This is a genomic window from Micromonospora sp. BL1, from assembly GCF_003667485.1.
GTDB lineage: Bacteria > Actinomycetota > Actinomycetes > Mycobacteriales > Micromonosporaceae > Micromonospora > Micromonospora tulbaghiae.
In genome coordinates this window covers 12,532-27,789 of the sequence record NZ_RCVK01000267.1, presented here as the reverse complement: position 1 = coordinate 27,789, position 15,258 = coordinate 12,532, and the positions used below count along the sequence as shown (strand labels likewise).

At 74.8% G+C, this 15,258-nt stretch carries 12 protein-coding genes; 6 read left to right on the top strand and 6 right to left on the bottom strand.

The features are described from left to right. Together paaK and paaI are read left to right on the top strand one after the other, a co-directional pair. Positions 1 to 1,389, top strand: a 1,389-nt coding sequence (gene paaK, locus EAD96_RS19130; RefSeq protein WP_368666033.1) for a phenylacetate--CoA ligase PaaK, incomplete at its 5' end; no start/stop codon positions are given. 1 nt (position 1,390) lies between these two features. Further along, positions 1,391 to 1,834, top strand: a complete 444-nt coding sequence (paaI, locus tag EAD96_RS19125) for a hydroxyphenylacetyl-CoA thioesterase PaaI (RefSeq protein ID WP_121685272.1) — start codon at positions 1,391 to 1,393, stop codon at positions 1,832 to 1,834. A 120-nt stretch (positions 1,835 to 1,954) separates the two neighbouring features. Here the strand turns inward: paaI and EAD96_RS19120 are convergent, their stop codons facing one another. Next, positions 1,955 to 4,060: an adenylate/guanylate cyclase domain-containing protein gene (locus EAD96_RS19120; RefSeq protein WP_121685271.1), complete on the bottom strand. Its 2,106-nt coding sequence runs from the start codon at positions 4,058 to 4,060 to the stop codon at positions 1,955 to 1,957. Between the two features lie 189 nt (positions 4,061 to 4,249). Here EAD96_RS19120 and EAD96_RS19115 point away from each other — a divergent pair, with 189 nt between their 5' ends. The 4 genes from EAD96_RS19115 (at position 4,250) to EAD96_RS19100 (ending at position 10,757) form a co-directional block, all read left to right on the top strand. Continuing rightward, complete coding sequence (locus EAD96_RS19115; RefSeq protein ID WP_121685270.1) at positions 4,250 to 7,177, top strand: helix-turn-helix transcriptional regulator; 2,928 nt, start codon at positions 4,250 to 4,252, stop codon at positions 7,175 to 7,177. 115 nt (positions 7,178 to 7,292) lie between these two features. Further along, positions 7,293 to 8,063 carry a DUF5995 family protein gene (locus EAD96_RS19110; protein WP_013286663.1) on the top strand — a complete coding sequence of 257 codons (771 nt, stop codon included), beginning with the start codon at positions 7,293 to 7,295 and terminating at the stop codon, positions 8,061 to 8,063. 96 nt (positions 8,064 to 8,159) lie between these two features. Beyond that, positions 8,160 to 8,597 carry a hypothetical protein gene (locus EAD96_RS19105; protein ID WP_121685269.1) on the top strand — a complete coding sequence of 146 codons (438 nt, stop codon included), beginning with the start codon at positions 8,160 to 8,162 and terminating at the stop codon, positions 8,595 to 8,597. 63 nt (positions 8,598 to 8,660) lie between these two features. Beyond that, on the top strand, positions 8,661 to 10,757 hold the full coding sequence (locus EAD96_RS19100) for an amino acid transporter (protein WP_121685268.1): 2,097 nt from the start codon (positions 8,661 to 8,663) through the stop codon (positions 10,755 to 10,757). 8 nt (positions 10,758 to 10,765) lie between these two features. On the opposite strand, the gene EAD96_RS19095 is transcribed toward EAD96_RS19100, so the two are convergent. From EAD96_RS19095 to EAD96_RS19075, 5 genes are all read right to left on the bottom strand, one after another. Further along, positions 10,766 to 11,728, bottom strand: coding sequence for a TIGR03557 family F420-dependent LLM class oxidoreductase (locus EAD96_RS19095; RefSeq protein WP_121685267.1), 963 nt, complete (start codon positions 11,726 to 11,728; stop codon positions 10,766 to 10,768). A 179-nt stretch (positions 11,729 to 11,907) separates the two neighbouring features. Next, entirely contained in the window at positions 11,908 to 12,114 is a 207-nt protein-coding gene (locus EAD96_RS19090; RefSeq protein ID WP_013286658.1) for a hypothetical protein, read from the bottom strand. Positions 12,115 to 12,222: 108 nt separating this feature from the next. After that, positions 12,223 to 13,425 (bottom strand): low temperature requirement protein A, encoded by a 1,203-nt coding sequence (locus EAD96_RS19085; RefSeq protein WP_121685266.1) that lies wholly within the window; start codon positions 13,423 to 13,425, stop codon positions 12,223 to 12,225. Between the two features lie 260 nt (positions 13,426 to 13,685). After that, complete coding sequence (locus tag EAD96_RS19080) at positions 13,686 to 14,612, bottom strand: helix-hairpin-helix domain-containing protein (protein ID WP_121685265.1); 927 nt, start codon at positions 14,610 to 14,612, stop codon at positions 13,686 to 13,688. A 252-nt stretch (positions 14,613 to 14,864) separates the two neighbouring features. Further along, the gene (locus EAD96_RS19075; RefSeq protein ID WP_091417709.1) at positions 14,865 to 15,212 is read right to left on the bottom strand and encodes a TcmI family type II polyketide cyclase; all 348 of its coding nucleotides are present in this window, start codon (positions 15,210 to 15,212) and stop codon (positions 14,865 to 14,867) included. Between the last annotated feature and the right edge of the window lie 46 nt (positions 15,213 to 15,258).

Below are 15,258 nucleotides of genomic sequence, written 5' to 3'. Positions count from 1 at the left end.
GGAGGAGAGAGGGGCGGGCGTACGGTGGGCGGAAGCGCCCGGCGCGGCGGCGTCCGGGGCCCCTCGTGCCAGGAGGTCACCGTGGAGGAGCGCACGCCCCGTCGCGACGAGCTGGATCCCGTCGAGCGGATCGGCGTCGACGAGCTGCGCGCGCTGCAACTGGACCGGCTGCGGCACTCGCTGCGGCACGCGTACGACAACGTGCCCCACTACCGGCGCGCGTTCGACGACGCCGGCGCGCACCCGGACGACCTGCGTGAATTGGCCGGCCTGGCCCGCTTCCCGTTCACCACCAAGGCGGAACTGCGGGAGAACTACCCGTTCGGCATGTTCGCGGTGCCCCGCGAGCGGGTCGCCCGGCTGCACGCCTCCTCCGGCACCACCGGCCGTCCCACTGTGGTCGGCTACACCCGCGCCGACCTGGACACCTGGGCGAAGCTGATGGCCCGCTCGATCCGGGCCGCCGGGGGCCGCCGCGGCGACCGGGTGCACGTCGCGTACGGCTACGGGCTGTTCACCGGCGGCCTCGGCGCCCACTACGGCGCGGAGGAGCTGGGCTGCACGGTCGTCCCGGTCTCCGGCGGCATGACCGAGCGCCAGGTGATGCTGATCCGCGACCTCGAACCGGAGGTCGTCATGGTGACGCCCAGCTACATGCTGGCCATCGTCGACGAGATGGAACGTCAGGGCGTCGACCCGCGCGCCACCTCGCTGCGGGTGGGGATCTTCGGCGCCGAGCCGTGGACCGAGGACATGCGCCGCGAGTTGGAGCAGCGCCTGGACATGCACGCGCTGGACATCTACGGCCTGTCCGAGGTGATGGGGCCGGGTGTCGCGGTCGAGTGCGTGGAGACCAAGGACGGCCTGCACCTCTGGGAGGACCACTTCTATCCGGAGATCATCGACCCGGTCACCGGGGAGGTGCTGCCCGACGGGGAGCGGGGCGAGCTGGTGCTGACCTCGCTGACCAAGGAGGCCATGCCGGTGGTCCGCTACCGCACCCGCGACCTGACCCGGCTGCTGCCCGGCACCGCCCGCCCGATGCGGCGGATCGAGAAGATCACCGGGCGTACCGACGACATGATGATCGTCCGGGGGGTGAACGTCTTCCCGACCCAGATCGAGGAGCTGATCCTGCGTACCCCCGCCCTGTCGCCGCACTTCCAGTGCGTGCTCGGCCGGCGGGGCCGGCTCGACACGCTCACCGTCCACGTGGAGCGGCGCGCGGGTGCCGCCGCGGACGAGGCCGAGCGGGCCGGCGCGACGCTGGTCGAGCAGGTCAAGAACACGATCGGGGTGTCCGTGGCGGTACGGGTGATCGAGCCGGACGGGGTGGAACGCTCGATGGGCAAGATGCGCCGCATCGTCGACCAGCGGCGGGAGTCCTGACATGGCCGGTGACGGCGGCCGCACCGCGGCGCACGACATGTTCGACGCCGACGTGGCGTCCAAGGGGCTCGGCATCGAACTCGTCTCGGCCGGCGACGGTGCGGCGGTGGCCCGGATGCGGGTCACCGCGGCGATGCTCAACGGGCACGCGATCGGGCACGGCGGCTTCGTGTTCCTGCTCGCCGACACCGCGTTCGCGCTGGCCTGCAACAGCCACGGTCCGGCCACCGTGGCGGCCGGCGGCGAGATCAGCTTCCTGCGCCCGGTACGCGAGGGCGACCTGCTGGAGGCGTACGCCACCGAGCGGGTCCGGCACGGCCGCAGCGGCATCTACGACGTGACGGTGCGGCGGGGCGACGAGGTGGTGGCCGAGTTCCGCGGCCGCAGCCGCACCATCGCCCGCGACCAGCCGACGGGCCCGCAGGCCGCCGCGCCGGCCCGCTGAGACGCGCGACCGGCCAGCCGGGCTCGCCGACAAGCGCGACCAGCCGACCCGGCCCGCCGACACGCGCTGTCGGATGACGTCCCGGGCCGGAGTGGCCCCGTGCCCGCTCCGACCCGGACGTCATGCCGCCAGCCCGAGCGCGTGCCCTCCGGGCTCGGTTCTTCGCCGGTTCCGGCCCACCCGCCCGGGCGGACCGGTCCGCCGTTCCCGCCATGCCGTGACCACAGGTGACGGCCCGGTCCGCTGCCCGGGCCACGCCGCGACTGTGGACGACGGCCCGGTCCGCTGCCCGGGCCACACCGTGACACCCGGGATGATCCGTGTCGCGGCGGCAGCCGGTCCGGCACGCACCGGCTGCCCGGGCACCGCCCGGAGCGCGCCGGCCTGGTCCGGCTGCCCCGGCTGCGGGTGGAGCGCGTCGGAGCGATCGAGCCGGTCCGGCGGGACGGGCGCCGGTCGGGCCCCTCCACCCGACCGGCGCGACCGTCCCGCCCCGAGCGGGCAGACCTCCCGCTCGCCGGCGCCCCGGGACGGGACGCCGGTTCCCGCTCCCGGCACGCGGCCGGCAGCGGTGTCCTTCGCGGCGCGCAGTCGGCGGGCGAAGTCCGCGCGTACCGCACGGGACAGCCGCAGCGCGGCCACCCGCGCCACCAGCGCGTCGATCGCCCAGCCGCCGGCCGTGACCGGGCGTACCAGCCCCGCCGCGGCCAGCGCCCGCAGCACCGGCTCGGCCCGGCCGGCGGGCCAGCCGAGCATCGCCTCCACCACGGCGGCCACGACCGGGCCGCCCCGGGCGGCACCGGCCAGCAGGACCGCACGGTGCGTACCGTCGAGCCGGTCCAGCCGGGCGTCCACCAGGCGGCGCGCGACGGCGGGTACGCCACCCGGCTCGCCAGCCGGATCCGCCGACGCGTACGCGGTCGCGACCGCCGGACTGCCGCCGGCCAGCGGAAGCAGCCGCGCGGCGAGCGCGGCCGGCCGCCCGGCGCGGTCGAGCAGGTGCCGCAGCAGCCGCCCGGTGTCCAGCGGGCCCAGCGGCTCCACCGGGATCCGCCGCGCCGGTGCGGGCAACGGGTCGGCCGAGCCGGAGCCGCACGTGGTGACCACCGCCAGCGGCAGTTCCCGCTCGGCCGCCGCCACGTGGAGCTGGTGCAGGAACCGGCGCAGCGCCGGGGCGGCCCGGTCCAGGTCGTCCACCGCGACCACCACCGGCGCGTCGGCGGCCAGGCCGAGCAGCGCCTCGCGGCAGGCGACCACGGCGCGGGCCGCCACCGTGTCGTCGTCCGGCGCGGCGAGGAACGCGGCGAGCACGCCGCCCAGCCCGTCGGCGACAGTCCCGTCCGGCCGGGGACGGACCAGGTCGGCCAGCGGGGCCAGCTCCCCGCACGGGTACGGCGGGCAGGCCGTCACCCGGCGGCGCACCGGCACGCCGTCCACGTGCGACACCGCCCGGGTCACCTCGTGCAGCAGCCGGCTGCGGCCGCTGCCCGGGGGGCCGACCAGTGAGATCCACCGGGGACGCCGCTCGCGCAGCGCCCGGGTCACCTCGTCGGCCGCGCCGGCCAGTTCGCGGCGGCGGCCCACGAGCGGGACGCGGTGCCGGGCCGGCCTGCTTCCGGCCGCCCCGGTCACCCGCCACACGTCCAGCGGGAGCGCCTTGCCGGCGAGCGTCAGGGTGGCGAGTGGACGCTGTTCGACCAGCCCGGCCACCGCGCTGCGGGTCTCCGGGCAGACCACGACCCCGCCCGGCGGCGCGTGTTCCTGAAGGCGGGCCGCCGTGGTGATCACCGCGCCGCTGGCCGCGCCGTGGCCGCCGTCGCGGACCCCGGCCAGGTCGAGCAGCACCTCGCCGGTCGCCACCCCGACCCGCACGCGCAGCCGGACGCCGCCCGGCCGCCGCCGCTCCAGCGCGGCCTGGATGTCCAGCCCGGCCCGCACCGCCCGGTACGCGTCGAGACCGTCCGAACCGGACGCGCCGAACAGCGCCATGACCGCGTCGCCGACGTACTTCTCCACCACGCCCCGCCAGCGGCGCAGCACCGAGGCGACGGTGCCGAAGTAGGCGCGCTGCAACGCGCGGACGTCCTCCGGGTCGAGCCGCTCGACCAGCCGGGTCGAGCCGACGATGTCGACGAAGAGGACGGTCACGGTACGTCGTTCCTCGGGCACCGGTCGGCACGCCGCGATGACGGCTTTCCGACTCCCTGCGGGCGTGGTGATCAACATCGCACCCACCCTTTCCCGTTCGTGGTGCCCGACGACCTCAGCAGACTTTCACCACCGGGTTCTCGGGGGATCTGTAGGACGACGTATGTCGGGCACCCGCAACCATTAGTCGTGTAGTCGACGCGAGAGGTACCGGTCCGGCCCCGAGGCCGTAGAACGGTGCGGGGACCTGTGACTAGGCTGCGTCCCATGGCCAGCGACGTGGACACGGCACCTCTCGTCGGCCGTACCGGGACCATGGCGACGCTGCGGTCGGCGCTCTACGACGACCTGCGGCCCGGGCAGACCGGCGCGGTGTTCCTCACCGGAGAGAGCGGGGTGGGCAAGACCCGCCTGCTGACCGAGGTCGGCGAGCAGCTGCGGCAGGCCGGCGCCCTGGTGCTCACCGGCACGTGCCTCGACATCGGAGACGCCTCGCCGCTGCACCCGGTACGGCAGGCGCTGCGCCGGCTCGACGCCGAGCAGGCGCAGGCGCGCACCACGTCGGCGATCCGCGGCGTGTTGCAGGTCTTCGACGAGGAGACCCCCGGCCCGGACGGCGCCGGCGCGCTGCTGGAACGCGTCGCCCAGGGCCTGCACGTGGTGGCCGGTGGACGGCCGCTGGTGCTCGTCCTCGACGATCTGCAGTGGGTCGACCGCAGCACCCGGCAGCTCCTGCTCTACCTGCTGGCCGGCCTCGGCGACCTTCAGCTCTCCGTGCTGGCCGCGATCCGGGCCGAGTCGCTGCGCGGCGCGCACCCGCTGCGCCGGGTGCTCACCGAGCTGCGCCGGCTGCGCTCGGTGCGGGTGATCGACCTGATGCCGCTGGACCGGTCCGCCACCGACGAACTGGCCACCGCCGTGGTCGGCGCGCCGCTGCCGCCGGACGCCGCCGACCAGCTCTGGCAGCGCAGCGGCGGCAACCCGTTCGTGGTGGAGGAACTGGCCCGCGACCGGCGCGACGGCCGCGACGGCCTCTCCGACACGCTGCGCGAGGTGTTCCTCGACCGGGTCGACGCGCTGCCTCAGCCGGCGCACGCCGTGGTGCACGCGGTGGCGGTGGGCGTCGAGCCGGTCGAGCACTGGCTGCTGGCCCAGGTGGTGCGGCTGCCCGAGGAGGAGCTGCTCGACGCGGTCCGCGAGGCGGTCGCGCACCGCCTTCTGGTCGGCGCCGACGACGGCTACCGGCTGCGGCACCGGCTGGTCGCCGAGGTCCTGGCCCACGAGCTGCTGCCCGCCGAGCGGGCCGCGCTGCACCGCCGCTACGCCGAGGCGCTCACCGCCGTACCGGCCGAGCTGCACCAGGCCCGGCTGGCCCACCACTGGCGGCACGCGGGCGAGCCGGCCCGGGCGCTGCCCGCCGCGATGGCCGCCGCCCGCGAGGCGGAACGGCTGCACGGGTACGCCGAGGCGCACCGCCACTGGTCCGCGGCGCTGACCCTGGCCACCGAACCGGCCGCCGTCCTGCCCGACGGGGCGCGGCCCGAGCCGGTCGAGGTGGACCGGGCCGAGCTGCTCAGCCACGCCGCCGAGGCCGCGCACCACAGCGGTGAGCACGCCCGCGCCCTCACGCTGCTGGAGGAGCTGGCCGACGACCCGTCCGGCCCGCCGGTCTGCGCGCTGCACATCCGCCGGGCCCGCTACCTGGCCGCGGCCGGCCGGTCGGCCCCGGCGGAGCAGGAGTACCGGCGGGTGCTGGACTCGCCCGACTGCACGCCGCAGGAGCGGTGCACCGCCGCCGCCCGGCTGGCCGAGCTGCTGCTGCACCTGGGCCGCTACGCCGAGGCCGGCGACCAGGCCCGGGAGGCCCTGGCGCTCGCCGCCGACGTTCCCGGCACCACCTCCGAGGTGGTGATGGCCAGCGCCGCGCTCGGGTTCAGCGAGGCGTTCCTGGAGGATCCGGCCGCCGGGCTGGCGGTGATGCGCCAGGCGTTGGACACCGCCGAGCGGTCCGGCCGGCCGGAGGACGTGGCCTGCGCGTACCTGCACCTGGCCGAGCTGCTCACCGGGCCGCTGAACATCCTCGAGGAGGGTGTGGTGGTGGCCCGCCGGGGCGCCGACCGGGTCGCCGAGCTGGGGCTCGGCCGCACCTGGGAGACCCGGCTGCTGGCGGTGGCGACGAACGGGCTGTTCCGGGTGGGTCAGTGGGCCGAGGCGGAGAAGGTCGTCGCGGCCGCGTTGCGGCACCGTCCGTCCGGGGCCGACGCGGTCGAGCTGCTGCTGGCCCGGTGCCGGCTCTCCGTCGGGTACGGCGACGTCGAGGCGTCCGACCGCGACCTGGAGGCGGTAGCGACCGTGCTGGCCGGTGGCGGTGCCCGGCACGTGCTGCCGATGCTCATCCTGCGCGCCGGCCTGGCCATGTGGCAGGGCCGGCACGACCTGGCCCGGCAGGCGGTGCAGCGGGGCCTGACCGAGAGCCGCTCCGACGACGTGATCGTGCTGGCCACGCTGGCCTGGCACGGGCTGCGGGCGGAGGCCGAGGCGGCGGCCAGCCGCACGATCGAGGTGGACCCGAACGCGGTACGCCGGCTGCGCGAGGTGGTCGACCGGGTGACCGGCAAGAGCGCCAAGGCGGGCGCGCCGGTGCGGTACGTCGCCGAGGGGTTCCTTGCGCTCTGCGACGCCGAGCTGAGCCGGCTCGACGACGGCCGCGGCGACCCGGCGCTGTGGGAGCGCTCCGCGCTCGAGTGGGACCGGCGCAACCACCCCTACCCGGCCGCGTACTCGCGGTTGCGGCAGGCCGAGGCGCTGCTGGCCCGCCGCAGCCGGGTGGCCACCGCGGGCAAGCTGCTGCACCGGGCGTACGCGATGGCCCAGTCGCTCGGCGCGGTGCCGCTGACCGCGGAGATCCGTACCATCGCCTCGCGGGCCCGGGTGACCCTGGACGCCGCACCGGAGCCCCGGCAGCGGGCGGCGGCGCCCGCCGGGCCGGCGGTGGACGAGCTGGCGACGCTCACCGCGCGGGAGCGGGAGGTGCTCGCCGCGGTCGCGGAGGGGCTGACCAACCGGGAGATCGGCCAGCGGCTGTTCATCAGCGAGCGGACCATCGGCGTCCACGTCTCGCACATCTTCGACAAGCTCCAGGTCCGCACGCGCGTGCAGGCCAGCGCCATCTTCCTGCGCAACGGCGCGGAGTAGGCGTACGCCGGCAATACGTCGTTCGACGGATCCGCGGTGTGGACGGCGGCTGGCAGGCTGTCCCGCGGAACGCCGGTGGTGGCGTCGTGGGGGCGCCGGCCGTTGTGGAGGAGAGATGACCGAACCGGTCTGGGGGCCTGTGCACCAGGACATCGTCGGGTTGCTGGCCGACCACCCCGCCGACGTGCCGGCGGTCGTGGACCATCTGACCAAGCTGCAGGATCTGCTGGTCCGGCTGCCGCCGCTGGAGGAGAGCTGCCCGCTCGCCGACTTCAACAAGCTCTACCTGGTCATCACCAGCACCGTGCTCGACGGCCTGTACGACGACCGGTTCTGCGACCCGGCGTTCCTGGCCCGGCTGGACGTGGAGTTCGCGGCCCGCTACTTCGAGGCGCTGCGGTTCTGGACCGACTCCAGCCCGAGCACCCCGAAGGCGTGGTCGTGCCTGTTCAAGCGGATGCGCGGCCCGGACGCCCGGCCGCTGCCGTCGGCCGCCGCGGGCGTCAACGCGCACATCAACTACGACCTGCCGTTCGCGCTGGTGACCACGTTCGACAGCCTGGAGTCCGAGCCGATCGACGGCAGCGACCAGCACCGCGACTACCTGGAGATCAACAAGATCTTCGCCGAGCGGATCCCGGAGCTGCGCCGCGGCTACCTGGACAACTGGCAACTCATGATCGACATGGTCAACGGCGACATCGACGACTGGTACCAGGGCGAACTGGTGGAGTACACCCGGAACGTGGCCTGGCGCAACGCGCAGAAGATCTGGCGCTGCCGGCACGACCCGGACGCCCGCGAGTGTGAGCGGACGCGGCTGGACGACAACGCCGCGCTGCTCGGCCGGCTGCTGCTGTCACCCCTCGGGGCGTTCCTGCAGTAGCCGGGACGGGGGGTTCCCGCGTCCCGCGCTCCGGGCGCGGGACGCGGGAACGCCGCCCGCGGGTGTCGCGCCCGCCGCACCGGGTACGTCGTCGCCGTGCCGCGACACGAACCGGCCGGCCCCGGGGCGCTCCCGCCGGGCCCGGTCCGCCGCTTCCCGTTCCGCTTCGACCCGGCGTTCCGGCTGCCGCTGGCGCTGCTCGGCGTACGGCCCGCCACGGCCTGGCTGGACTGGGGTCCGGACGCGCTCGTCGTCCGGTTCGGTCCGTGGCTGCTGCGCACCACGCCGGACAACGTGACCGGGGCCGAGCTGAGCGGGCCGTACCGCTGGTGGCGGGCGATCGGCCCGCACCTGTCGGCGGCCGACGGCGGGGTGACCTTCGGCGCGAGCGTGGCCGGGGGCGTCTGCCTGCGCTTCGCCGAGCCGGTGCCGGGGCTGGCCCCCGGCCCGTGGCTGCGGCACCCGGCGGTCACCGTGACAGTGGCCGACCCGGCGGCGGTGCGCGACGCGGTGGCCCGCGGACCGGATCTTTGACCGGTTCGGCCGGGTCGCGGCCGGGACAACCCCTACCGTCTTCATAGGGACGAAGGGGAGCAGATGGGGCAGGCGGGGGACGCGGAGCAGCCCAGGCGTACGCGGGAGCGGCGCCGGGAGGCGCACGCGGCCGCGGCGGCCCGGGCCGGGCGGCACGGCGACCACGCCGAGCGGTCCGGCCGTACCGTGCCGGAGCTGCCCGAACGGGTGGCGGCCCCGACGCGGCCGGCGCCGCCGGCGGGCCGGCTGCACCGGTGGTTGTTCGCGCACCGGGTCGAGCCGGTCGGCCCGGAGGTCCGCGAGCACCAGACCCGGTCCCACCCGTGGTGGCAGGTGATGTGCCTGACCGGCGTCGACTACTTCTCCACGCTGTCATACCTGCCCGGCATCGCCGCCGTGGCGGCCGGCGCGCTCAGCCCGCTGGCCACGCTGCTGATCGTGGCGCTCACCCTGTTCGGGATGCTGCCGATGTACCGCCGGGTGGCCCGGGAGAGCCCGCACGGGCAGGGCTCGGTGGCGATGCTGGAGCGGCTGTTGCCGTTCTGGCGCGGCAAGGTCTTCGTGCTGGTGCTGCTCGGCTTCGTCGCCACCTCGTGGATCATCACGATCACGCTCTCCGCCGCCGACGCCAGCGTGCACCTGCTGGAGAACCCGGTGCTGCCCGCGTCGTTCCCGCACGGCGGCACCGCGGCGGTGCTGGTCACCGTGGCGCTGCTGCTCGTGCTCGGCGGCGTGTTCCTGCTCGGGTTCAGCGAGGCCGTGCAGGTCGCCATCCCGCTGGTGGCGGTGTTCCTGGCGTTGAACGCGGTGGTGGTGGTCGCCGGGGTGGCCGAGGTCGTCGCCGACCCGGGCCTGCTCGGCGACTGGACCGGCCGGCTGGCCGACACCGGCGGGCCCGGCGACGTCGTGGCCACGAGCGTGCTGGCGTTCCCGCTGCTGGTGCTCGGCCTGTCCGGGTTCGAGACCGGGGTGAGCATGATGCCGCTGGTGCGCGGCGAGGGCGAGGACGCGCAACGGCGGCTGGACGCCCGGATCCGCAACACCCGCCGGCTGCTCACCGCCGCCGCGCTGATCATGTCGGTCTACCTGATCGCCACCACGTTCGTGACCACCGTGCTGATCCCGCCCGAGGCGTTCGACCCCGGCGGGCCGGCCAACGGCCGGGCGCTGGCGTTCCTCGCCCACGAGCACCTCGGCGAGGCGTTCGGCACCGTCTACGACATCAGCAGCGTGCTCATCCTCTGGTTCGCCGGCGCGTCGGCGATGGCCGGTCTGATCAACATCGTGCCGCGCTACCTGCCGTCGTACGGCATGGCGCCGGAGTGGGGGAGGGCGGTGCGCCCGGTGGTGCTGGTCTACACCGCCATCAGCATCGCGATCACGATCGCCTTCTCCGCCGACGTGAACGCCCAGGCCGGCGCGTACGCCACGGGCATCCTCGCGATGATGGTCTCCGGCGCGATAGCGGTGACCATCGCGGCGGTGCGCGGCCGCAGCCGCGCCGCCGCGGCCGGCTTCGCGCTGCTCACCGCCGTGCTGCTGTACGCGCTGGTGGAGAACGTGGTGGAGAAGCCGGACGGCATCACCATCTCCGGGTTCTTCATCGCCGGGATCGTCGCGGTGTCGCTGATCTCCCGGGTCACCCGGACCACCGAGCTGCGCGCCGAGCGGATCGAGTTCGACGAGGCGGCCCGCCGCTTCGTCGACGAGTCGGTCGCCCGGGACGGGCGGCTGCACCTGATCGCCAACAAGCGGCAGCGCGGGTCGGTCAAGGAGTACCGGGTCAAGGAACGGGCGCAACGGTCGATGAATCCGGTGCCGGGCGCCGCCGACGTGCTGTTCCTGGAGATCGACGTGAGCGACCCCTCCCAGTTCAGCCAGGTGCTGCGGGTGCACGGGGTGGAGTCCGGCGGATACCGGATCCTGCGCGCCAGCAGCCCGGCCGCGCCGAACGCGATAGCCGCGATCCTGCTGGCGCTGCGCGACGCGACGGGTGTCCGCCCGCACTGCCACTTCGAGTGGTCGGAGGGCAACCCGATCGCGCACCTGCTGCGCTACCTCATCCTCGGCCGGGGCGACACCCCGCCGGTGGTGCGGGAGATCATCCGCAAGTCCGAGCCGGACCCGACCCGCCGCCCCGGCATCCACGTGGGCGGCTGACGCGCGGGCTACGACCCCAGCGCGCGGACCCGGGCGAGCAGGTCCCGGGCGCAGAAGTCCAGGAAGCCGTCCGGGTCCGGCCCGGCGTTCTGCAGCACGATGTGGTCGAAGCCGGCCTCGACGTACGTGCGCGCCTTCTCCACGTGCGGCGTGGCGTCCGGGCCGACGGAGAACTGCTGCCGGATGTGGTGGTCCTCGACCCAGGCGGTGGCGGCGTCGAAGTTCACCGGGTTGGGCAGCTCGCTCATCACCTTCCAGCCGGTGATCGCCCAGCGGCTGGTCTCCTTCGCCGCGCGTACCGCCGACTCCTCGTCGGCGGCCCAGGCCATCGGCACCTCGGCGTAGCGCGGACCCCCGCCGCCGGCGTTGCGGTACTGGTCGACGATCGACGACTTCGGCTCGGTGGCGAACAGGCCGGTGCCCAGCTCGGCCGCCAGACCGGCCGACTCCCGGCCACTGGCGGCCACGGCGATCACCGGCGGCTGGTCGGGCAGGTCCCAGATGCGGGCGTCCTCCAGCTTCAGGTGCCGGCCGTCGTACGAGCGGTAGCCGCCCTGCCAGAGCAGTCGGATGATCTCCAACGCCTCGCGCAGCCGTTCGTGCCGCCCCCGGACACTGGGGAACCCCTGCCCGATGACGTGTTCGTTGAGCCGCTCGCCGGCGCCCACCCCGAGCGTGAACCGCCCGTCGGAGATCAGCGCCATGGTGGCGGCGGCCTGGGCGACGATCGCCGGGTGGTAGCGGACCGACGGGCAGGTGACGCCGGTGGCGAGGCCGAGGGTGGTGGTGCGGGCGGCGATCGCGCCGAGCGCGCTCCAGGTGAAGCAGGAGTGGCCCTGCACCTCCAGCCAGGGGTGGTAGTGGTCGCTCATCTCGACGAAGTCGAAGCCGGCCTCCTCGGCGCGTACCGCCTGCCGGATGAGTTCCTGGGGCCCGAACGCCTCCGAAGCGAGCTTGTAGCCGATCCGCATGCCCGGTTCTCCGTTCCGTCGTCGGCGAACCGCTGCCGTTCCCACCGTTTCCGCGGGCAAACCCCCCGAAACCCAGCCTCCTAGGACGCCGTAGAGGTGATGACGCACCGCGCCCGGGCACGGAACGGCCCGCGCTCGCCAGGCGGGCGCGGGCCGGGAGGGGAGTACGGGGGTGACGCCTACTTCGACGGCTCGGGGAGCTTGCAGTCCACCTTCGGGTTGGCGCCGATGTAGTTCAGCGGGCCGGCCACGATGGTGACCAGGATCGTGCCCGCCTCCGCGCAGTTGGTTTCGTCGTTGCCGTAGTAGCCGCGCTGACCCGCGGCGATGGCGCCGATGATGAGCCAGATGACGACCAGGACGCCGACTATCGAGGTGCCGCGCATCAGTTGCCTCCACTGGGGTTGTGGTGGATTCGAGGTGGAGGCCATGTACCCCGTGCGGGTGATCCGCCAAACGGCGCAGCGGTGCCGGCACGGCCGATTCCGATTACCTCAGTGCGGTGGCATCGGCTCCTCCGGCGGGCGGCCGCGGCTGCGGCGGTAGTCGGCGCACGCCACCCCGGCCAGCACCAGCATCGCCCCGGCCGAGGCGTAGACCGGCGCGAGGAACAACCCGGCCGGGGCGATCGTGAGCAGCGCCAGCACGCCGCCGGGCCGGGACGAGGAGATGCGGCTGAACACCTCGTACTCGAAGGCGGCCCGGCCGGTCAGGAACAGCGCCGGGCCGCCGAGGATCACCGCCAGCCAGGCCGGCGGCGTGTGGCCGGTCGGTTCCAGCAGGACCAGGTCGAAGCCCGCCGCTGTGGTCACCACGCCGGCCACCATCAGCAGATGGGTGTACGGCGCGGTGTTGAGGAACCGGCTCGGCTGGGCGGCCCGGGCGATGGCGTGCGGCAGCAGCTCACCGGACTTGTGTACGTAGATGCGCCAGAGCAGCAGTGTGGTGGCGAACGCGATGGCGAAGGCGGCCAGGTTCTCCGCCTCGGAGTGGTGCGTGCTGAACACGGTGCCCGCGACCAGCACGGCGTCGCCGAGCGCGATGATGAAGAACTGCTGGTACCGCTCGGACAGATGCTCGGCGGTGACGTTGCGCTGGGCGTCGGGCACCGCGCCCAGCCCGGGCACCGGGTACGCCAGCCGGAACCCCAGATAGTCGATGGCCAGGGCGCCGGCCCAGAGCCACAACCGGGCGGCGCCGTGCGCGGCCAGTGCGCCGATCAACCACGGCACCGCCGACACGGCGAACCAGATGAAGATGCGAATGGCCCGGCGGCTCGTCTGCGCGTCCCGCCGCACGGCGGGCATCAGGAACAACCCGCGTCCGAGATGGATCGCCACGTACGTGCCGGCGAACACCAGCCCCCGGGAGCCGAACGCCTCCGGGATGGTGGTGGTCATCAGCAGCGCGCCGAACATCACCGCCACGATCAGCAGCTTGATCTCGGTGCGCTGCGGGTCGTAGAGGTCGGTGACCAGCGTGGTGATCGCCCAGGTCCACCAGAGCGCCATCAGCATGACCAGCGACTCGGCGGCCCGCTCCCAGCTCAGCGACCCGACCAGGTTGCGCGAGATCAACGCGAGCGCGACCACGTAGACCAGGTCGAAGAAGAGTTCGAGCAGCGTCACCCGGCGCGGCGCCTCCGGATCGCGGACCGGCGGTCGCCGGCCGGCGGGCTCCGGCGCTGCGGTGGGCACGAGATGCTCCTGCGGGTGGCGGTACGCGCGGCGGGCCCTCCCGGCCCTTCACCGACGGTAGCGAAGCCCGTCCCCGTCCGGTCGGCTTTCCGACACAACGCCCCTGCCGGTCACCCTCCGCCATCGTTCCGGGCCGGGCGCGGTGACGCCCGCCATCCGAGGGGCCGCGCCGGCCAAGCCGCACGTCCGGGATCGGCCCCGCGAAACGCGCCGGGCCGGTGGCGACCACTGTCACCACCGGCCCGGAACGCGGGTGCGGACTACTCGGCGCCCGCCGGCAGCACCCGCTCGGCGTCGGCCGGGGCACCGGCAAGCACCTTGGCCTGCTGCGGCCAGGAGGCGAGACCGGGAGCGGCGCGCAGCCCGGCGGCCTTCACGGTCTGCCGCAGCGCGGCCTCGTCCAGCTCGGCGAGCTGCCGGTAGGTGCGGATCCCGGCGTCCTGGAGCGCGGCGGCCATCTTCGGCCCGATGCCCTGGATCCGCCGGAAGTCGTCCGGCGCGTCCCCGGCGGCGTCCGCCGGCACGTCGTTCTCGGCCGAGGCCCGCGGCGCGGGCACCACGGCCAGCGCGGCTAGCTGCTCGGCCGGCTCGACCGTCTCCACCTGCTCGGCGGTCTCCACCGGCGACGCCGCTGCCTCCGCCGTGGCCGAACCAGCAGTCGACGTCGTTGCCGGAGCCTCCGGCTCGTCAGCGGGCGCCGACTGCGCCGGCACGGCGACGGGCGCCCGCTCCGGCTCCACCGCGAGGGGCTCCGACTCGGCGACGAGCGCCGGAGTGGCGACCGGCTCGTCCACACCGGTGGAGGTCGAGGTGGTGGCGGGCTCGTCCACAACGGCGGTCGTGGAGGCGGTCACCGGCTCGTCCACCGGACGGTCGGCGGCACCGGTGACCGGCTCGGCCACGGCCACCGGCTCGTCGGCGGCACGGGCGGTGGTGGCGACGGCCGGCTCGGCGGTCGCCGTCTCGGTGGGCGCGGGCTGCTCGGCCACCGTGGCGGTCGCCGGGGGCTCGTCGACCACCGCGACCGGGCGCGGCTCGTCGACGGTGGCGGTCACCGCGGGGGTGGTCTCCACCGTGGGCGTCGCCGGGGTGCCGGACCGGCGGCGGCCGACGACGAACCAGCCGACGCCGAATCCGATGAGCAGGGCCAGTATCACGAACAGCCACTGCCCGAAGCTCGACGGCATGGCCAACCTCCTTCTATGTACGTGCACGACGGTGGCGAAAGACTCGGGGCAGCTTCGCACACGCGCGCGGCGCACGACAGGCAGCCCGGGGCCGGGCCGCGGCGGTGGGACCGGCGGTGTCGGCCGGTGCCCGGGGGATGACCGAGCGTGTGCCGGAAGCCGGGATCGAGCGGCTTCGCGGGGCAGGGAGACGCCCCGGAACCTGGGTGCCGTGCGTGGTTCCGGGGCGTCCCGTCCGTCGCCCGTGGCCGGTCAGTGGATCCGGTCGGGCGCAGGCGCGTCGGCGGCGTCCCAGCTGTAGAAGCAGCCGGCCACCGCGTCGCGGGGGGAGTGCCAGGTCGGCAGGTACGGGGAGGTGTGCGCGGAGAGCCGCTTGTTCACCTGCTCGTAGAGCGGGTTGTCGCGCAGTTCCGCGGTCAGCCCGGGGGCGACGTCGACGGTCTCCATCAGATGGACGCACAGGTCGTGCAGGTAGTACAGCGACCGGTGCCGGACGCCGGTGAGGTGCGGCAGTTCGGTGGCGTCGGCCTCGGCGAAGATCTGCGCCACCCGTCCCTGTGCGCCCGGCACGATCCGGCTGACCACCAACAGTCGACTCATCGTGACCCCTCTCGCCGCCGTGGTGCTGGCCTCACCGTGCCGGTCG

What these genes read in the sequence shown, in the direction of transcription:
- EAD96_RS19095 (WP_121685267.1), bottom strand. Translation starts at nt 11,728, where the DNA reads ATGCGGATCGGCTACAAGCTCGCTTCGGAGGCGTTCGGGCCCCAGGAA.
- EAD96_RS19120 (WP_121685271.1), bottom strand. Translation starts at nt 4,060, where the DNA reads ATGTTGATCACCACGCCCGCAGGGAGTCGGAAAGCCGTCATCGCGGCG.
- EAD96_RS19080 (WP_121685265.1), bottom strand. Translation starts at nt 14,612, where the DNA reads ATGCCGTCGAGCTTCGGGCAGTGGCTGTTCGTGATACTGGCCCTGCTC.
- EAD96_RS19075 (WP_091417709.1), bottom strand. Translation starts at nt 15,212, where the DNA reads ATGAGTCGACTGTTGGTGGTCAGCCGGATCGTGCCGGGCGCACAGGGA.
- EAD96_RS19110 (WP_013286663.1), top strand. Translation starts at nt 7,293, where the DNA reads ATGACCGAACCGGTCTGGGGGCCTGTGCACCAGGACATCGTCGGGTTG.
- EAD96_RS19090 (WP_013286658.1), bottom strand. Translation starts at nt 12,114, where the DNA reads ATGCGCGGCACCTCGATAGTCGGCGTCCTGGTCGTCATCTGGCTCATC.
- EAD96_RS19100 (WP_121685268.1), top strand. Translation starts at nt 8,661, where the DNA reads ATGGGGCAGGCGGGGGACGCGGAGCAGCCCAGGCGTACGCGGGAGCGG.
- EAD96_RS19115 (WP_121685270.1), top strand. Translation starts at nt 4,250, where the DNA reads ATGGCCAGCGACGTGGACACGGCACCTCTCGTCGGCCGTACCGGGACC.
- paaI (WP_121685272.1), top strand. Translation starts at nt 1,391, where the DNA reads ATGGCCGGTGACGGCGGCCGCACCGCGGCGCACGACATGTTCGACGCC.